Source organism: Cellulomonas iranensis NBRC 101100 = JCM 18110 (assembly GCF_001552375.1).
GTDB classification, from domain to species: domain Bacteria; phylum Actinomycetota; class Actinomycetes; order Actinomycetales; family Cellulomonadaceae; genus Cellulomonas; species Cellulomonas iranensis.
This window is the reverse complement of record NZ_BCRB01000085.1, coordinates 1-15,610: the sequence shown is the minus strand read 5'-3', so window position 1 is coordinate 15,610 and position 15,610 is coordinate 1. Positions and strand designations below refer to the sequence as shown.

Sequence of the window (15,610 nt, the reverse complement as noted above, 5' to 3'; positions counted from 1 at the left end):
GGCCTCGGCGGGCGGCGTGGCGGCGACCACGGGACTGGCCGGGCTGCTGGCCGGCGCGTCGACCACGGCGATCGCGGCCGTCGCCGCGGCCGTGGTGGTCGTCGCGGTGGCCGTGGTGGGGGCGACGCAGCTGCTCCAGGGGCGGGACGAGGCGGGGGCCCCGGGCGCCCAGGTGTCGGGCGCGACCGGTGACGCGACGCCCCGGGCGACGCCGCGTGCCACGGGCACGGCGACGCCGACCGACGTCCCCTCCGCGACCCCCTCGGACGTGCCCACGGCCACGCCGACCCCGGACGCGTCGGCCACGCCCGGCCCGAGCACGCCCGACCCGGCGACGGCCGACCCGCGCCCCGCCCCGACCGGCGTCCCCGTGGTCGACCCGGGGCCGGACCCCGACCCGACGGCCGACCCGCCGCCCACGCCCGAGCCGACCTCCGAGCCCACACCCGAGCCGACCGCCGGGCCGACCCCCGGACCGACGCCGACCCCCACGCCGCCAGGCCCCGCCCAGGTCGTGGTCGGCGGCCCGACCGGTGGCTTCTCGCTCGCGGCCGGCGCCGACGGGCAGGAGCTGTCGTTCACGGTCGAGAACACGGGCGGCGTGCCCACGGCCGGTCTGACCGCGCAGGTGGACGTGCCCGCGGGGGTGTCGCTCGTCGTCGGCGGCGGGCCCGGCGCGGTGGCCTTCGGGTTCGGGCCGGCGACGGGGTGGCTGTGCGTGGTCGGCGACGCCGAGACCACGGCGACGTGCACGCTCGAGGGCCTCGCGCCGGGCGCGTCCGCGACGCTCGACATGGGCGTGCGGATCGACGAGGCGTTCCGGCCGTCCCCGGGCGACGCGGTGCGCGTCGCGGTGACCGGTGACGGCGGTGCGTGGGACCCGGTCGCGATCCCGCTGGTCGTCGCGGCGTCGCCCGCGCGCGTCGTCCCCGGCGCCGGCATGCCGACGGCCGTGCAGCTCGTGGCCGGTCGCACGACGACGCTCGACGTGCCCGTGCGCAACGCGGGGGGCACGGGCGTGACGGGTGACGCCCCGGCGACGGTGACGCTCGCGCTGCCCGCCGGTGTGACGGCCACGGGCGCCGCGCCCTGGTCGTGCGACCCGCCGCGGTCCGGCTCGACGACGTGCCGTCACGGTGCGCTCGGCGCGTTCGACGCCACGACGCTCGCGCTGACCCTGGCCACGGCGCGCGACACCGCCCCGGGGGCGGGGACGGTGGCCCTGCGGTTCGGCCCGTCCGCGTCGCGACCCGTCGCGACGGCCTCCGTCGCGACGACGGTCGTGCGCCCCGCGACGCTCGTGCTCGACGCGCCCGCCGCGGTCGACGTCGCACCCGGCACCGCCGCTCCCGTCACGGTCCGCGTCACCAACACCGGCGACCTGCCCGCCACCGGTGCGGCCCTGCGGTGGCAGGTGCCGCCCGGCGTCACCGTCGCGGACGTCGACGCCCCGGGCTGGCGGTGCGACCAGCCGGAGGGCGCGGCCGCGTGCGTCGGCGACCTCGCGGCCGGTGCGCACGTCGACCTGACCGCGCGCCTGTCGGCCGCGCCCGGCGCCGTCGGCGCCGTCGGCGAGCTCGCGCTCACGCTCGACGGGCGGGCGGCCGACGCCGACGTCCCCGCGCCGCGCGCCGTCGTCGCCGTGACCGTCGTGCCGCCGCAGCTCACGGTCGGCGACGCGGCCGCCGTCGTCGACCTCAAGGGCGGCGGCGTCGCGTTCGTCGTCCGCGTCGCGGGGGAGCGGTCCGACGGCCGACCCGCCGCGGCGGCGGCGGACGTGACCGCCACCGTGACCCTGCCGCCGGGCGTCACGGCGGACCGCGCGGGCGTCACGTCCGCGGGGTGTGCCGGGACCGGGCGGGTGGTCACGTGCGCGCTGGGCGACCTCGCCGCGGGCGCGTCCGTGCCGGTGCAGGTGGGTGCGCGCGCCGCGGCCGCCGTGCGCGGCACGGTCGACGTGCGCGTCACCGCCACGGGAGTGCCGCCGGTCACGACGTCGGCACCGGTCGTCGTCTCGTCGGCGAACCTCACGCCCGTGTGGTCGGGCGTCGGCGACCTCGACGTCGTGGAGGTCGGTGCGCCGCTGCTCGTGTGCCACGACCCCTACGCCGGCCAGCCGTGCGCGGCCGTGCGCCAGGACCGCGACAACAACGGGCTCGACATGCGACCGGTCGACCAGGTCCCGCCGCCCGGCGAGCGGCCCGGCGCGCCCGTGTCCTCCGAGACGCGCCTCGACGTGCCCGACGGGCGCCCCGTGGTCTTCGCGGGGCTCTACTGGTCGGGTGTGCGCGGGCCCGCCGACGCGTGGAGCACCGCACTCGGCACGGCGCGGCTGCGCGGCCCCGACGGCACGTGGACGACCGTGACGGCCGACCCGGACGACGTCGTGCGCGTGACCGACAACAAGGACCGCCGCTACTACCAGTCGGCCGTCGACGTCACCGACCTCGTCGCCGCCCAGGGCGCGGGCACGTGGGCGCTCGCGGACGCCGCGGTCAGCCAGACGCGCACCGACCGCGAGCCGACGTACTACGCCGGCTGGGCGCTCGTCGTCGTGCACGGCACGGTCGGCGCCGACACCGCCGCCCGCCGTTCCGCCGTGACCGTGCACCAGGGCGGCTCGTGGGTCGGCACGTCGAGCACCGCGCCCGCGTTCCTGTTCACCGGTGCGCCGGGCACGCGCACGCGCATCGGCGTCGTCGGGTGGGAGGGCGACCGTGCGACCACCGGCGACCGGCTGACCCTGTCCGGCGTCGGCGCGCTCACGCCACGACGCTGGAACGGCACCGCCGTGGTGGGTGGCGGGTCGGCGGCCAACGCGTTCGACTCGACCGCGACCGGCTGGCGGTACCCGAACGCGCTCGGCGTCGACGCCAAGGGCTTCGAGGAGGTCACGATGCCCGCGTCGGGCGTCGGGACGCTCACCGCCTCGACGGGCGGGGACCAGTACCTGCTCGGCGTGGTGACGGTCCGCACGGGTGCACCCGCGGCGGCGCCGGCGCCGCTCGGCTGACGGTCCGCCGGGCCGGGGACCAGCCGCTCGACGGGCGCCCGCGCGGCGCGCGGCCGCCGGGGCGCACGACGAAGGGTGCGCTGCCGGGCCGGGGCGGAGTCCCCCGACCCGGTGCCGGCCCGGCAGCGCGTGTCCTCGCCCGGCGTCCCCCGAGCCGGCGAGGACGTCAGGGGGTGCCCGGTGCGTCGTCCTCCACGGGCTCCAGCAGGCGCAGGTGCGAGATCCGCTCGCCGATGCTGCGGACGTCGCCGGTCGTGCCGGGCACGAGCGACAGCGCCGCGAACGACTCGGCGCCGGGCAGCGCCTCGGACGCGAGCTCGCGCAGCAGGTCGGCGGTCTCGGCGATGTCGGCGGCCGACGCGCGGGGCGTGCCGTCGTCGGCGTCGCCCTCGGGCAGGCTCACGTACAGGACGAACCCGGCGCGGGGCCCGCGCGGCGCGGGCGCCGCGGCGGCGGGCCGCTGGGCGGGGGTGCGGGGGAGCCGTGCGGGTGTGGTCATGGGAGGTCTCCGTGAGGCGAGGGTGACCGGCGGCGGTGCCAGCGGCGGTCGGTGGGTGGTCCGGCGGGTCGGCGTCAGACGCGACAGCGGTGCGGATACCACCCGGACGTGGGTACGCCGGACGTGCGCGTGCAGGGATGCACGTGCACGGGCGTCGTCACGGGACTCACCGGACGATCGTGGCACGGTGCGCACGGTCGACCAAGGGATATCGGAGGCGGTCTCAGGGCGTGGGACTCGCGTGTCGCATCGCGGACGGGCGTGGTCGTGCCCCCAGCGACCGACGGACTCATCGTCCGTCGGTAAGCGGGGCCGTGGTCGAGTGCCGGAGCACGCGGCGGTGGCGGGGCGAGGTGGCGCGCAGGCGCCGGGGCGGGGCGCCCTGCGTCAGACGATGCCGTAGAGGCGGTCGCCCGCGTCGCCCAGGCCCGGGACGATGTACGCGTGCTCGTCGAGCCGCTCGTCGACCGACGCCACGACCACCTGCACGTCGGCGCGGTCGCCCACGAACTCCTCGACGACCTTGATGCCCTCGGGCGCCGCGATGAGGCAGACGGCCGTCACGTCGCGCGCGCCGCGCTGCAGCAGGTAGTCGATCGACGCGACGAGCGTGCCGCCGGTCGCGAGCATCGGGTCGAGCAGGAAGCACTGGCGGCCCGTCAGGTCGTCCGGCAGGCGGTTGGCGTACGTGATCGCCTCGAGGGTCTCCTCGTCGCGCTGCAGGCCGAGGAACCCGACCTCCGCGGTCGGCAGCAGGCGCGTCATGCCGTCGAGCATGCCGAGGCCCGCGCGCAGGATCGGCACGACGATCGGGTTCGGGTCGGCGAGCTTGATGCCGGTGGTCGTCGAGACCGGGGTGGTCACCTGCACCTGCGTCGTGCGGACGTCGCGCGTCGCCTCGTACGCCAGCAGCGTCACCAGCTCGTCGACGAGCTGACGGAACGTCGGGCTCGGGGTGCTGGCGTCCCGCAGGACCGAGAGCTTGTGGGCGACGAGCGGGTGGTCCGCGACGTGCAGGCGCATGACCGTCACACTAGTGCGCGGAGGACCCCGCCGGCCGGGACGGTGGTCGGGGGCGACGGTGTCGTTCGTCGCACCCGGTGCACCGGGCGCGGTCGGACGTGCGGGGCCGAGGTGAGCCGGGCGCGGGGTCGCCGGGCCGAGGGCGGCCGGGGCGTGCGGGGCGTGCGGGGCGTGCGGGACGTGCGAGCCCGGGGCGGGGGCCACGGGACGGGTGCGCGAGGGGCGCGCAGCGAGGTGCGCGGGACGTGCGAGCCCGGGGCGGGGACCATGGGACGGGTGCGCGAGGGGCGCGCAGCGAGGTGCGACGAGCGGGAGGTGCGGGTGGACGGGACGCCGGACGTCGTCGTCGGGCCCGCGTCGCCGTACGCGACCACCGCCGACCGCGCCGCGATGGACCTCGCGCTCGCCGAGGCGCGTGCCGCGCTCGCGACGGCCGACGTGCCGGTCGGGGCCGTCGTGCTGGGGCCCGACGGCGCGGTCGTGGGTCGGGGGCGCAACGTGCGCGAGGCCGTCGCCGACCCGACCGGGCACGCCGAGGTCGTCGCGCTGCGGCAGGCCGCGGCCGCGCTGGGCCGGTGGCGGCTCGACGGCTGCACGCTCGTCGTGACGCTCGAGCCGTGCCTCATGTGCGCGGGTGCCGTGCTGCAGGCGCGCGTGCCGCGGCTGGTGTTCGGCGCGTGGGACGAGAAGGCCGGGGCGTGCGGGTCGCAGTGGGACGTCGTGCGGGACCGCCGCGCGCTGCACCGCCCCGAGGTGGTCGCGGGCATCGCCGCCGCCGAGGCGGCCGAGCTGCTGCGCACGTTCTTCCGCTGACGGGCGTCCGGCCCGCTCTCATCGCCGAGTGCGCCAGAACGCCACCGAGTGCGCCTGTTGCTTCGACCGCACCCGGTCGCGTCCTGGCGCGCTCGGCGGCCTTGCCGGCGCGGGCGCGGGTCAGAGGGTGGCGGCCAGGGCCTGCAGGGTCTCGGTGGTGCCGGCGTGCAGCACGACGTCGGCGTACCGGTCGCCGCGCGTCTCGCCGCGGTTGACGACGACGACGGGCCTGCCCGCGTCGGCCGCGTGCTTGACGAACCGCCGCCCCGACAGGACGGTCAGCGACGACCCGGCGACGAGCAGCGCGTCCGCGGCGTCGACCAGCGCGAACGCCCGCGCCACGCGCTCGGGCGGCACGTTCTCCCCGAAGTAGACGATCTCCGGCTTGAGCACACCGCCGCACTCACCCGGGCCGCCGTCGGGGTCGGGCTGCCAGCAGGCCTGCACGCGGAAGTCCGCGGTCTGCTCGACCACCGCGTCGGCGTCCGGCGCGATCTCGACGTCCCCGACCACGCCCACGCGCTCCGCGAACCCCGGGTTCAGCGCCTCGAGCCGTTCGGCGAGCGCCGCGCGCGGCACGACGCGCCCGCACCGCAGGCAGATCACGCGGTCGTACCGGCCGTGCAGGTCGATGACGTTCCGCGACCCCGCGGCCTCGTGCAGCAGGTCGACGTTCTGCGTGATGACGCCCAGCACCACGCCGCGCTCCTCGAGCGCGGCCAGCGCGCGGTGCCCGCCGTTCGGCTGCGTGCGATGCACGTGCCGCCACCCCACGTGGTTGCGGGCCCAGTAGTGCCGGCGGAACGCCTCGTCACCCACGAACTGCTGGAACGTCATGGGGGTGCGCGGCGGCGAGTCCGGCCCGCGGTAGTCGGGGATCCCCGAGTCCGTCGAGACGCCCGCCCCCGTCAGCACCGCGAGGCGCCGCCCCGCGAGCGTGGCCACCACGTCCGCGAGCGTGCCCGCGCGTGCCGTGCCGGTGGTGCTCACGTCTCCACGGTACGACGCGGGCGCGGGGTGCTCGCGGCGGGGTGGAGGTGGGACGGAGCGTCGTGGGCCGTGCCGGGCGGGGCAGGGTGTGAGGTCCGCCGCCGGAACGCCGGACAGGCAGCGGCTGCCCTCGGTAGTTTCCTGCTGCCGCACGCCGGACCCGCGCCGGGCGCGCTGGGCCTGTGCGACGACGCCGGGCCGGAACTCGCGGGAGGGAGCGCACGTGGTCCAGCTCTGGCGGAGCTTCTCCCACCTGATCCCGCTGGTCGTCGTGGTCGGTGGCGTCGCGTTCGTCGTTGCCGCGTGGGTCGGCTGGGAGCGCGCGGGCAGCCGGCGCACGTGGGCGGCGGTGCGCCGTGCCTGCTACGACGGCGCGTTCGCGGTGTGGGTCGTCGCGGTCGCCGTCATCACGTTGTCACCCGGAGCGGGGGCCGGGCTGCCGGGGGTGGAGCCGAGCGTGCAGCTGGTCCCGTTCGGCGACCTGGCCGACCTGCTCACGTCGTCGGTGCACTGGGAGGTGCCGCTCGTCCAGATCGGGGGGAACCTCGTGCTGTTCGCGGCGGGCGGGGCCCTCACCGTGCTGCGGGGCCGGTCCGGTGTGCTGCGGACGGCGTCGATCTACTTCGCCGTCGGGGTTGTGATCGAGTCGATCCAGTACGTGATCGGCGGACGATCTGCCGTGGTGGACGACGTGATCCTGGCGGGTGTGGGGGCGGGGATCGGCGCGGCGTTCGGCATCGTCGCCCGACCCCTCACCGCCCGCGGCGACCGGCAGGCTGCGGTGCCGCAGGCGGCAGGAGCGGCCGCCGGCGCGCGGGTGAGCGACCACGACTGACCCTCGCCCGGTACGGATTGGGTGCTGGGGCTCCGAGCGGGTACTCTCAGTCGCCGAGGTAGCGTGTCCGAGCGGCCTAAGGAGCACGCCTCGAAAGCGTGTGTGGGTGAAAGTCCACCGTGGGTTCAAATCCCACCGCTACCGCCACGGCCGAGGCCCCGGGTCTCTGACCAGCGTCAACGCTGGCAAGAGACCCGGGGCCTCGCTGTCTCCTCGTGCCGCGGCGCCGAGGGCGCCCGATCTCAGAGCCGCGGCGCCCGCCCGCTGAACGTCTCGGCCTCGGCGAGGTACGCGGGCGAGATCTCCCCGGCAGCCAGCGCCGACGAGACGGCGTCGACGGCGAGCTGCCGCTCGCGCTCGACGGCGGCGGGGTCGCGGCGCAGGGACGCGCCCTGGTCGAGGAGCTTCGCCTGCACGTCGCGGTGGTCGACGTCGCGCGGCATCGTGCCGGTCCTCGCGGCGAGGGCGGCGAGCGTGCCGGCGGCGTGGCCGATGGCCATGACGCCGCCCTGCGTGCGGAACGAGCCGTGCGCGGCCTGGTCGGCGGAGATCGCGCGGCCGGCCATGACGAGGCCGTCGAGCTCGACGGGCACGAGCGCGCGCTTCGGCACGTCGTACGTGTCCTCGAGGTCCTGCCACGTGCCGCCGCCCGTGTACCCGGACTTGCCCTTGAGGTTGTGGATGTCGATCGGGAAGTACCCGCGCGACACGACGTCGTCGAACTTGCGGCCCGCGACCACGTCCTCGCCCGTCAGCACGTACTCGCCGGTGACGTGCCGGCTCTCGCGGATGCCGAGCTGCGTGCCGGTGCCCGCGAGCTGCGCGTGCTCGAACCCGGGGACCTTGCGGACCAGGAAGTCCGACAGCGACATCACCTGGCGGCGCGCGTCGATCTCGGCGCGCGTGAGGGAGTCGGCGTCGGTCGCGTCGACGCCCGCGACGCGCGTCGAGTTGAAGTGCAGCACGCCGCGGTGCGTCGTGGTGAGGAACAGGATCGAGTCGCGGCCCAGGTACAGGTCGTCGTCGGCCATGGCCTTGCCGACCATCTCGACGAACCCCTGCCCCACGAAGTGCTCGCTGGGCCGCGGCAGGCGCGGCGAGTAGTCGGACACGGCGACGAACTCCGACGCCCACTCGAAGTCCTCGGGGTGCTCGTCCATGTACCGCTTCACGGCGAGGGTGTCGACGCCCTCCATGTCGAACATCAGCGTGGCGGGCTGCGACAGGCCCGAGCCGTTGCCGACCGTGTGCTCGGCACCGGCGCGCGCGGCGACGTCGCCGTCGCCCGTCGCGTCGACGACCACCTTGGCGCGGATCTCGCTGCGGCCGCCCTTGTTCTCGACGACCACGCCGCGCACGGCGCCGTCCTCGACGATCGTGCCCGCGATCCACGTGTGCAGCAGCGGCGTGCCGCCGGCCTCGAGGAACAGCGACATGGCCGACCACTTGTACGTCTCGCGGTCGTAGAAGCACAGGTAGCTGCCGCTGCCGTGCGGGTTGGTGCAGCGGATGTGCCCGGTGCTGCCGCCCGCCGCGACCATGTGCTTCACGAAGTCGTACGGGATGCCCGCGATGACGCGCTCGTCCTTGAAGTAGAACGGCGAGATCGGGCCCAGCCAGCCGGACGTCGCCATGCCGCCGAGGAACCCGTACCGCTCCACGAGCAGGGTCTTCGCGCCCGTGCGGGCCGCGGCGATCGCGGCGACGAACCCGGACGGCCCGCCGCCGCAGACGATGACGTCGAAGTCGGTCGAGGTGGTGCGCATGGGTGCTGCTCCTTCGCAGGTGGTGCGGGGGTGGGTGGGGAGGCGGTCGGTGCGACGCGGGGCGCCCGGGCCGGCGGTGCACCGGCCCGGGCGCCCGGCGTCAGCCGCCGTACGCGGACGCGGCGGCCGTGAGCGCCGCGAGCGGGTCCTCGCCCTGGAAGACGGCCTTCTGCCCGGCCGAGACCAGCGCCGAGCTCAGCTCGTTGAACCGCGTCGAGGTGACCTCGGCGCGGCCGTGCTCGGCGATGTACTCGCGCCAGCCGCGCAGCTCGTCGGCGTTGCCCAGCGCGGAGAACGCGTCGGTGTCGTACACCGACGACCGCGAGGGCAGCACGCCCGCCTCGGCGAACGCCGTCGCCGACTCGACCGACGTGTAGTACTCGATGAACTTCCACGCGCCCTCGGGGTCGGCCGAGTTCGCACCGATGCCCATGGTCTGGCCGGCCACCGCGGTGGGCAGCGGGCCCGACGCGTCGAACGGCGCGGGCGCGACCTGCAGGTTGTCGCCGATGCCGTCGCCGGCGCGGGCGGCGCCCACGCGCTGCGTGCCCTCGATGGCCATCGCGATGGTGCCCGCGGCGACGCCCTGCACGACGTCGTCCGCGGTCATGGACAGCGCCTCGTCGCCGAACGCGCCCGCGTCGTGCAGGTCGGCCATCATGCCGAGCGCCGCGACGCCCGCGTCGTCGGCGAACACGGGCTCGCCCGCGCCGTCGAGGACCTCGCCGCCGTTGGCCCACGTGAACGGGATGAACTTCTCCACGAAGTCCGCGCCCAGGCCCTGGTCGGAGAACCCGATCGCGAGCCCCGTGGTCACGTCCGTCTCGGCGACGAGCCGCGCGGCGACGTCGACCAGCTCGGCGCTCGTCGTCGGCAGCGACGCCCCGATCTGGTCCAGCAGGTCCTGCCGGTACCAGAGCATCCACGCCCGCACCTCCCACGGCACGGACATCACCTCGCCGTCGAACGTGACGCCGTCGAACGGGAAGATCGAGTCGTCCTTCAGGGTGTCGAGGTCGGCGCCCGCGACGTCCGCGAGCGGCTGCAGCGTGCCCGCGTCGACGTGCGTCGCGAGCTGCGTGGAGTACACGTTGAGGATGTCGGGGCCCTGCCCCGAGCTGGTCGCGCGGATGACCTCGGCGTCGATCTGCGCGTAGTTGATGGACCGGACGGTGACCTCGACGTCGTCCTGGCTCGCGTTGAAGCCCTCGACGACCTGCTTGAGCGCCTTGCCGCGCGCGTCGTCCGACGCGGGGTCGAGGAACGTCCACAGCTCGAGCTGCGACGTGCCGCCGGGCTCGGCGCCGCTGCTGGTGCCGCACGCGGCGAGGGGGACGGTGAGGGCGACGGCCGCCGCAAGGGCGACGGCGGCACGCCGCGCGGTGAGGTGGGTGCGCATGAGTTCCTTCTCCTTTGAAGTGAGTTCTGCGACGAGGTGCGTGCGGTGCCGGTGCGACGGACCGGGGACGGCGGGGCCGCCCCGGTTCACCCCTTGGTCGCGCCGGCGGAGAGCCCGGAGACGATGCGCTTCTCCATGAGGACGAAGAGCAGGATCATCGGGACGACGGTGACCACGACGGCGGCGGTGAGCTGGCCCCACTCGATGCCGTACTGGGACAGGTAGTTGTAGAGCCCCACCGAGACCAGGCGCTTGTGGTCGGAGCTGACCATGGTCGAGGCGATGAGGAAGTCGTTCCAGACGGCGACGAACGCGACGACGGACGCGGCGGCGATGCCGGGCTTCGCGAGCGGCAGCACGAGCTGCACCATGATCCGCAGGTCGCCCGCGCCGTCGATGCGGCCGGCCTCCTCGAGCGACGCGGGGATCGACTGCAGGAAGCCCCGCAGCATCCACAGCACGGTCGGCACCTGCCACGCGGTGTAGACGACGATCATGCCGAGGTACGTGTCGTACAGGCCCGTGCGCACCGCCAGGAAGTACAGCGGCACGAGGATCGCGATGCCCGGGATCATCGACGTCATGAGGATGAGGAACAGGCTCGCGTCGCGGCCGCGGAACTGGAACCGCGCGGTCGCGTAGGCGCCGAGCAGCGCGAGCACGATCGTCAGGGCCACCGACCCGCCCGCGACGACGATGCTGTTGAGCAGGTACCGCGGCACCTGCGAGTCGAACAGCACGGTGGCGTAGTTCTGCAGGGTCGGCGCCGCCGGGACCCAGCCGCCGTCGGACAGCACGGCGCCCTTGCTCTTGAGCGAGGTCGACACCGCCCACAGCAGCGGCAGCACCGCGAACGCCGACGCGGCGACGAGGCCGACGTACGCGAGCGGGCCGGCGGGCTTGTGGCGGCCCCGCCCGGGCACCCGGCGCGCGGCCGGGCGGGCGACGGGCGCGACGACGCGGGCCGTGGTGGTCTCAGACATCGCGGTCACCTCGCAGCATCCTGATGTAGGCGAGCCCGAAGACGACGTTGAAGACGAACAGGATCACGCTGTACGCCGCGCCCAGGCCGAGGTTGAAGTAGCTGAAGGACTGCTGGTACGCCTCGAGGCTCACGAGCTGCGTCGCGCTGAACGGGCCGCCGCCGGTGAAGGTCAGCACGAGCGTGACCATGTTGAAGTAGAGGAGCGTGAGCATGATCGCGACGACGAACACGGTGGGCGCGATCATCGGCAGCGTCACGGACCGGAACCGGCGGAACGCGGTGGCGCCGTCGACCTCGGCGGCCTCGTGCAGCTCGGCGGGGACGCCCTGCAGCGCCGCGAGCACGAGGATCGTCGCGAGCGGGTAGCTGAGCCACACGTTGACGAGCACGAGCGCGACCATCGCGAGCACGGGGTCGGCGAGCACGTCGACCCGCTGGCCGCCGAGGCTCCCGAGCCCGAGCGGCCCGTAGTCGGGGTTGAGCAGCCAGCGCCACAGCAGCGCGGCGACGGTCTGCGAGATCACCCAGGGCATGAGGATGAGGACGCGGAACACGCGGCGCAGCCGGGCGGGCCGGTCCAGCAGGTGCGCGAGCCCGACCGCCAGCGGCAGCGCCAGCACGAGCGAGCCGACGACGTAGACCATCGACCGGCCGATCATGGCCCAGCCCTGCGCGGTGCCCAGCACGCTGAGGTAGTGCTGCAGCCCGACGAGGTCGCCGACCTGCGTGTAGCGGGTCTCGTGCACGGACAGGTTGAGCGCGAACAGGATCGGGAACACGGACACGAGCGCGACGAGCGCGACGGCCGGCGCGAGCAGCGCGAGCGGCAGGCGCGAGGACCGCAGCGACCGGCGCCGGGTGGCGGGGACGGTCGCGGGGGGCCGCGGTGCGCGGGACGGCGGCGGTGCCGTCGGCGGCGTGGTGAGACTCATGGTCATCATCGACCTCCGGGGTCAGACCTGCGCGACGGCGGGTGCGACGGGGGCGGGGCGCGGGTGGCGTGCGGCGGGGACGCGGACGACGGCGGTCCGGAACAGCCCCGCGTCGACGAGCCGCTGCTTGGTGGCGCGCAGGCTGGGCCCGACGGCGGCGACGAGCGGGTCGACGTCGGCGCGCGCCGCGAGGGCGGCGGCGCGGTCGCCCGCGCGCAGCGCCTGGGCCTGCCGCAGGAACGGCGCGGGGTCGACCTGCATGACGCCCGAGACGACGCCCGCGCCGCCCGCGTCGAGCACCTCGGGCAGCAGCGCGTCGTTGCCCGAGTAGACGGGCACGTCGTCGGGCAGGGACGCGACGAGGTCGGCGACGTACCGGGTGCCGGGGACCGACACCTTGACGCCGTCGAGCCCGGCGGCGACGACGACGTCGGCGAGCCGCTCGGGGTCGACGTCGACGCCCGTGCGCGCGGGGAACACGTAGGCGAACAGCTCGTCGTCGCCGTCGAGCACGTCGCGCAGGCGCACGTAGTAGTCGAGCAGCGCGTCGCCCGGCACGTCGGTGTAGTAGGGCGTGACGGCGGCGAACCGGGTGGCGCCGACGTCGCGCGCACGGTGCGCGAGCGTCACGGCCTGGTGGGTGGACGCGGCGCCGACGTGCGCGAACACGTGCGCGGTGCCGATCTCCTCGACCGCGGCCTCGAGGACGGCGATCCGCTCGTCGTCGGACAGCGCGACGAACTCGCCGGTGGTGCCGGCGACGAAGTGCGCCTCGACGTCGAGGTCGGCGACGTGCGCGAACAGCCGGCGGCAGGACGCGAGGTCGAGCGTGCCGTCGTGCGCGAACGCGGTCGCGAGGGCGGGCAGCAGGTGGGGGCGGGTGCTCATGCGGTCTCTCCGTCCGGTGGGGTCGCGGCGCGACCGGTGTCGAGGCGGCTCAGCGCGTGCACCATGCGGGTGCGCGCGCCGAGCAGGTGTCCCTGCAGCTCGACCACGGCCTCGTCGACGCGCCCGGCGCGGGCGGTCTCGAGGATCGCGACGTGCGACGCGAGCGACGGGCCCAGGTCGACGTCCTCGGCGTTGGTGATCTCCAGCAGGACGGCGAACGTCGGCTCGTACTGGCGCCAGATGTCGAGCAGCCGGCGGCTGCCGGACAGCGCGTAGAACGACGTGTGGAACGCGAGGTCGGCGTGCGCGTAGTCGGTGTAGCGCGCCGCGTCGGCGGCCCGGCGCATGGTGGCGAGCGCGTCGAGCGCCTCGCCCCAGTCGGCGTCGGCCGCGCGGTCGTGCGCGAGGCGCAGCGCGAGCGTCTCGACGGCCTCGCGGATGGCGTAGAGCTCGACGACGTCGTCGGTGGTGAGCCCTGCGGCGAACATCTTGCGGCGCCGCACGACGACGAGCCCCTCGGACTCGAGGCGGCGCAGCGCGTCGCGCACGGGGCCGCGGCTGACGTCGAACGACTCCGCGAGGCGGGGCTCGGCGAGGTGGGCGCCCGCCGGGACGTCGCCGGCGATGATCATGCGGCGCAGCCGCTCGGTGATGACGTCGCCGAGGGCGGTGGCAGGCACCGGTTCGAGCGAGGACCAGGTCATGCGACGTTCTCCCTTGAACGTTGCGTCAACTGTTAACAGGTGACTGTAATCGATTACTGGACGGTCGGCCAAGACCCCCGAACCCGCCCGGGCGGGTGAAGTCCGGACCTACGATGTGGCGGGCCCGGCCCGCGCCCCGCGCGCCCGCGGCCCCGACCGAGGAGGACCGTGCCCCGCATCGTCGACGTCGCCCGCCGCGCGGGCGTGTCCACCGCGACGGTCTCGCGCGCGCTCAACGGCAAGCCCGTGCGCCCCGAGCTGCTCGCCGCCGTCACGGCCGCCGCGGCCGAGCTCGGCTACACGCCCGACCGCACCGCGCGGTCCCTGCGGCGCCGGTCGAGCGACGTCGTCGCGCTCGTGCTGCCCGACGTCGAGAACCCGTTCTTCACGGCCGTCGCGCGCGGCGTCGAGGACGTCGCGCAGGCGCACGGCGTGTCCGTCGTGCTGTGCAACACCGACGACGACGCCGCCAAGGAGGCGCGCTACCTGGCCGTCGCGCAGGACGAGAACATGGCCGGCGTCGTCATCGCCGCCGCCTCCGGGCGCCCCGCGCTCGCGCCGCTGCTCGCGCGCGACCGGGCCGTGGTGGCGGTCGACCGCGCGGTGGCCGACGACGTGGACCTCGTGACGTTCGACAACGTCGCGCTCGGCCGGGCCGCCACGCAGGGTCTGCTCGCGCGCGGGTTCCGGCGCATCGCGTGCGTCACGGGCCCGGCCGCGACGAGCACGGCGGTCGAGCGCGCGCAGGGGTGGCGCGACGCGCTCGCCGACGCCGGGCTGCCCGCGCCCGACGACCTGCTGGTGCGCAGCGACTTCCGCGTGGCGGGGGCGCACGACGCGGCGGTCGCCCTGCTCGACCGCGAGCCGCGCCCGGACGCGGTGGTCGCGACCAACAACCTCGGCGGGGTCGGCGTGCTGCGCGCGCTGGCCGAGCGCGGCGTGCCCGTCGCGGCGTCGGCGCGGGCGGCGGATGGGGTGCCCGCCGGGGCGGCTGCGGAGGGCGCCGGGAGCGGCGACGTCGCGGGGTGCGGCGTCGCGATCGTCGGCGACCTGCCGTTCGCGACGTCGAGCACCGACGGCGTGCTGTTCGTGCCGCTCGACCCGCGCGACCTGGGTGCCGCGGCGGCGCGCATGCTCATGGAGCGCATCCGCGGGCTCGACGTGCCCGCACGGCGCGTGGTCCAGCGCGTCGCGGCCCTGGCCTAGCGGCCGGCCGCCCCACCGGGCCGGGCGGGGGCGTTGCGTCTGTAATCGATTACTGCGACAGTGGCGCCACGGTCCGCGGACGCCGACGACGGCGCACGGACCGCGCGAGCGGGACACCGAGGTCCCGCCGCTGCGTCGCGCCCCGAGGAGTCGCCATGTCCACGTACGTCCTTCCTGAGGTCACCCCCGAGCCGGTTGCTCCGCCGCGGACGGCGTTCCTGGTGGCGTCGGGTGATCTGCGGGAGTCGGCGAACATCGCGGGGTGGGCGACGCAGGTCGAGCTGGAGCGGGTGGTGACGGCGGCGTTCGCGGAGCAGGGGTGGGAGCTGGTGCGGGCGAACGGGGTGGATCCGGTGACGGGTCATGGGTTCATCAGCTCGCAGCGGATGGGTCTGGAGGTGTTCGCGAGCATTCCGCCGGATGCGCCGTTGGTGGTGGCGGAGGCGGTGTGGCAGTACTCGCACCATGTGCTCGCCGGTCTGCGGTCGCATCGGGGGCCGGTGTTGACGGTGGCGAACTTCGCGGGGGACTGGCCGGGTCTGGTGGGTCTGCTGGGG

The 15,610-nt window shown here is 75.6% G+C and carries 12 protein-coding genes, 1 tRNA gene and 2 pseudogenes; 6 read left to right on the top strand and 9 right to left on the bottom strand.

From position 1 onward, the window contains the following. Positions 1–3,013: pseudogene (locus tag CS2_RS15040) on the top strand (DUF11 domain-containing protein); the annotation flags it as partial. Between the two features lie 166 nt (positions 3,014–3,179). Here the strand turns inward: CS2_RS15040 and CS2_RS15035 are convergent. Together CS2_RS15035 and upp are read right to left on the bottom strand one after the other, a co-directional pair. Continuing rightward, positions 3,180–3,512, bottom strand: a complete 333-nt coding sequence (locus tag CS2_RS15035; RefSeq protein WP_070320599.1) for a hypothetical protein — start codon at positions 3,510–3,512, stop codon at positions 3,180–3,182. 387 nt (positions 3,513–3,899) lie between these two features. After that, the gene (upp, locus tag CS2_RS15030; RefSeq protein ID WP_070320602.1) at positions 3,900–4,535 is read right to left on the bottom strand and encodes a uracil phosphoribosyltransferase; all 636 of its coding nucleotides are present in this window, start codon (positions 4,533–4,535) and stop codon (positions 3,900–3,902) included. 390 nt (positions 4,536–4,925) lie between these two features. On the opposite strand from upp, the gene CS2_RS15025 reads away from it, so the two are divergent. Then, entirely contained in the window at positions 4,926–5,348 is a 423-nt protein-coding gene (locus CS2_RS15025) for a nucleoside deaminase (RefSeq protein WP_070320601.1), read from the top strand. 120 nt (positions 5,349–5,468) lie between these two features. Here CS2_RS15025 and CS2_RS15020 read toward each other — a convergent pair whose 3' ends face one another. Beyond that, the gene (locus CS2_RS15020; RefSeq protein WP_070320598.1) at positions 5,469–6,338 is read right to left on the bottom strand and encodes a Sir2 family NAD-dependent protein deacetylase; all 870 of its coding nucleotides are present in this window, start codon (positions 6,336–6,338) and stop codon (positions 5,469–5,471) included. A gap of 223 nt (positions 6,339–6,561) precedes the next feature. On the opposite strand from CS2_RS15020, the gene CS2_RS19105 reads away from it, so the two are divergent. After that, positions 6,562–7,173, top strand: a complete 612-nt coding sequence (locus CS2_RS19105) for a VanZ family protein (RefSeq protein WP_070320597.1) — start codon at positions 6,562–6,564, stop codon at positions 7,171–7,173. Positions 7,174–7,230: 57 nt separating this feature from the next. After that, a tRNA-Ser gene (locus tag CS2_RS15010) sits at positions 7,231–7,320 on the top strand. A 95-nt stretch (positions 7,321–7,415) separates the two neighbouring features. On the opposite strand, the gene CS2_RS15005 is transcribed toward CS2_RS15010, so the two are convergent. The 6 genes from CS2_RS15005 to CS2_RS14980 all read right to left on the bottom strand — a co-directional run bounded on the left by CS2_RS15005 (position 7,416) and on the right by CS2_RS14980 (position 13,847). Next, positions 7,416–8,939, bottom strand: coding sequence for an FAD-dependent oxidoreductase (locus CS2_RS15005; RefSeq protein ID WP_070320596.1), 1,524 nt, complete (start codon positions 8,937–8,939; stop codon positions 7,416–7,418). Positions 8,940–9,039: 100 nt separating this feature from the next. Then, positions 9,040–10,338, bottom strand: coding sequence for an ABC transporter substrate-binding protein (locus tag CS2_RS15000; RefSeq protein ID WP_070320595.1), 1,299 nt, complete (start codon positions 10,336–10,338; stop codon positions 9,040–9,042). 86 nt (positions 10,339–10,424) lie between these two features. Continuing rightward, positions 10,425–11,321 (bottom strand): carbohydrate ABC transporter permease, encoded by an 897-nt coding sequence (locus CS2_RS14995; RefSeq protein ID WP_152667346.1) that lies wholly within the window; start codon positions 11,319–11,321, stop codon positions 10,425–10,427. Continuing rightward, the gene (locus tag CS2_RS14990) at positions 11,314–12,255 is read right to left on the bottom strand and encodes a carbohydrate ABC transporter permease (protein WP_169798659.1); all 942 of its coding nucleotides are present in this window, start codon (positions 12,253–12,255) and stop codon (positions 11,314–11,316) included. Before CS2_RS14990 ends, CS2_RS14995 begins: the two co-directional genes overlap by 8 nt. Positions 12,256–12,276: 21 nt before the next feature. Continuing rightward, a complete protein-coding gene (locus CS2_RS14985; protein ID WP_070320593.1) occupies positions 12,277–13,143 on the bottom strand; it encodes a dihydrodipicolinate synthase family protein in 867 nt (288 codons plus the stop codon). Continuing rightward, positions 13,140–13,847 (bottom strand): GntR family transcriptional regulator, encoded by a 708-nt coding sequence (locus CS2_RS14980; RefSeq protein WP_070320592.1) that lies wholly within the window; start codon positions 13,845–13,847, stop codon positions 13,140–13,142. The genes CS2_RS14985 and CS2_RS14980 overlap by 4 nt, the downstream gene beginning before the upstream one ends. 168 nt (positions 13,848–14,015) lie before the next feature. On the opposite strand from CS2_RS14980, the gene CS2_RS14975 reads away from it, so the two are divergent. Together CS2_RS14975 and CS2_RS14970 are read left to right on the top strand one after the other, a co-directional pair. Next, positions 14,016–15,053, top strand: coding sequence for a LacI family DNA-binding transcriptional regulator (locus CS2_RS14975; protein ID WP_070320591.1), 1,038 nt, complete (start codon positions 14,016–14,018; stop codon positions 15,051–15,053). 155 nt (positions 15,054–15,208) lie between these two features. Further along, a pseudogene (locus tag CS2_RS14970) lies at positions 15,209–15,610 on the top strand (fucose isomerase); the annotation flags it as partial.

Bases quoted from the DNA above. Each gene is read 5' to 3' on its own strand.
- CS2_RS15000 (WP_070320595.1), bottom strand. From the start codon at position 10,338: ATGCGCACCCACCTCACCGCGCGGCGTGCCGCCGTCGCCCTTGCGGCG.
- CS2_RS15035 (WP_070320599.1), bottom strand. From the start codon at position 3,512: ATGACCACACCCGCACGGCTCCCCCGCACCCCCGCCCAGCGGCCCGCC.
- upp (WP_070320602.1), bottom strand. From the start codon at position 4,535: ATGCGCCTGCACGTCGCGGACCACCCGCTCGTCGCCCACAAGCTCTCG.
- CS2_RS14980 (WP_070320592.1), bottom strand. From the start codon at position 13,847: ATGACCTGGTCCTCGCTCGAACCGGTGCCTGCCACCGCCCTCGGCGAC.
- CS2_RS14990 (WP_169798659.1), bottom strand. From the start codon at position 12,255: ATGAGTCTCACCACGCCGCCGACGGCACCGCCGCCGTCCCGCGCACCG.
- CS2_RS14995 (WP_152667346.1), bottom strand. From the start codon at position 11,321: ATGTCTGAGACCACCACGGCCCGCGTCGTCGCGCCCGTCGCCCGCCCG.
- CS2_RS14985 (WP_070320593.1), bottom strand. From the start codon at position 13,143: ATGAGCACCCGCCCCCACCTGCTGCCCGCCCTCGCGACCGCGTTCGCG.
- CS2_RS15025 (WP_070320601.1), top strand. From the start codon at position 4,926: ATGGACCTCGCGCTCGCCGAGGCGCGTGCCGCGCTCGCGACGGCCGAC.
- CS2_RS15005 (WP_070320596.1), bottom strand. From the start codon at position 8,939: ATGCGCACCACCTCGACCGACTTCGACGTCATCGTCTGCGGCGGCGGG.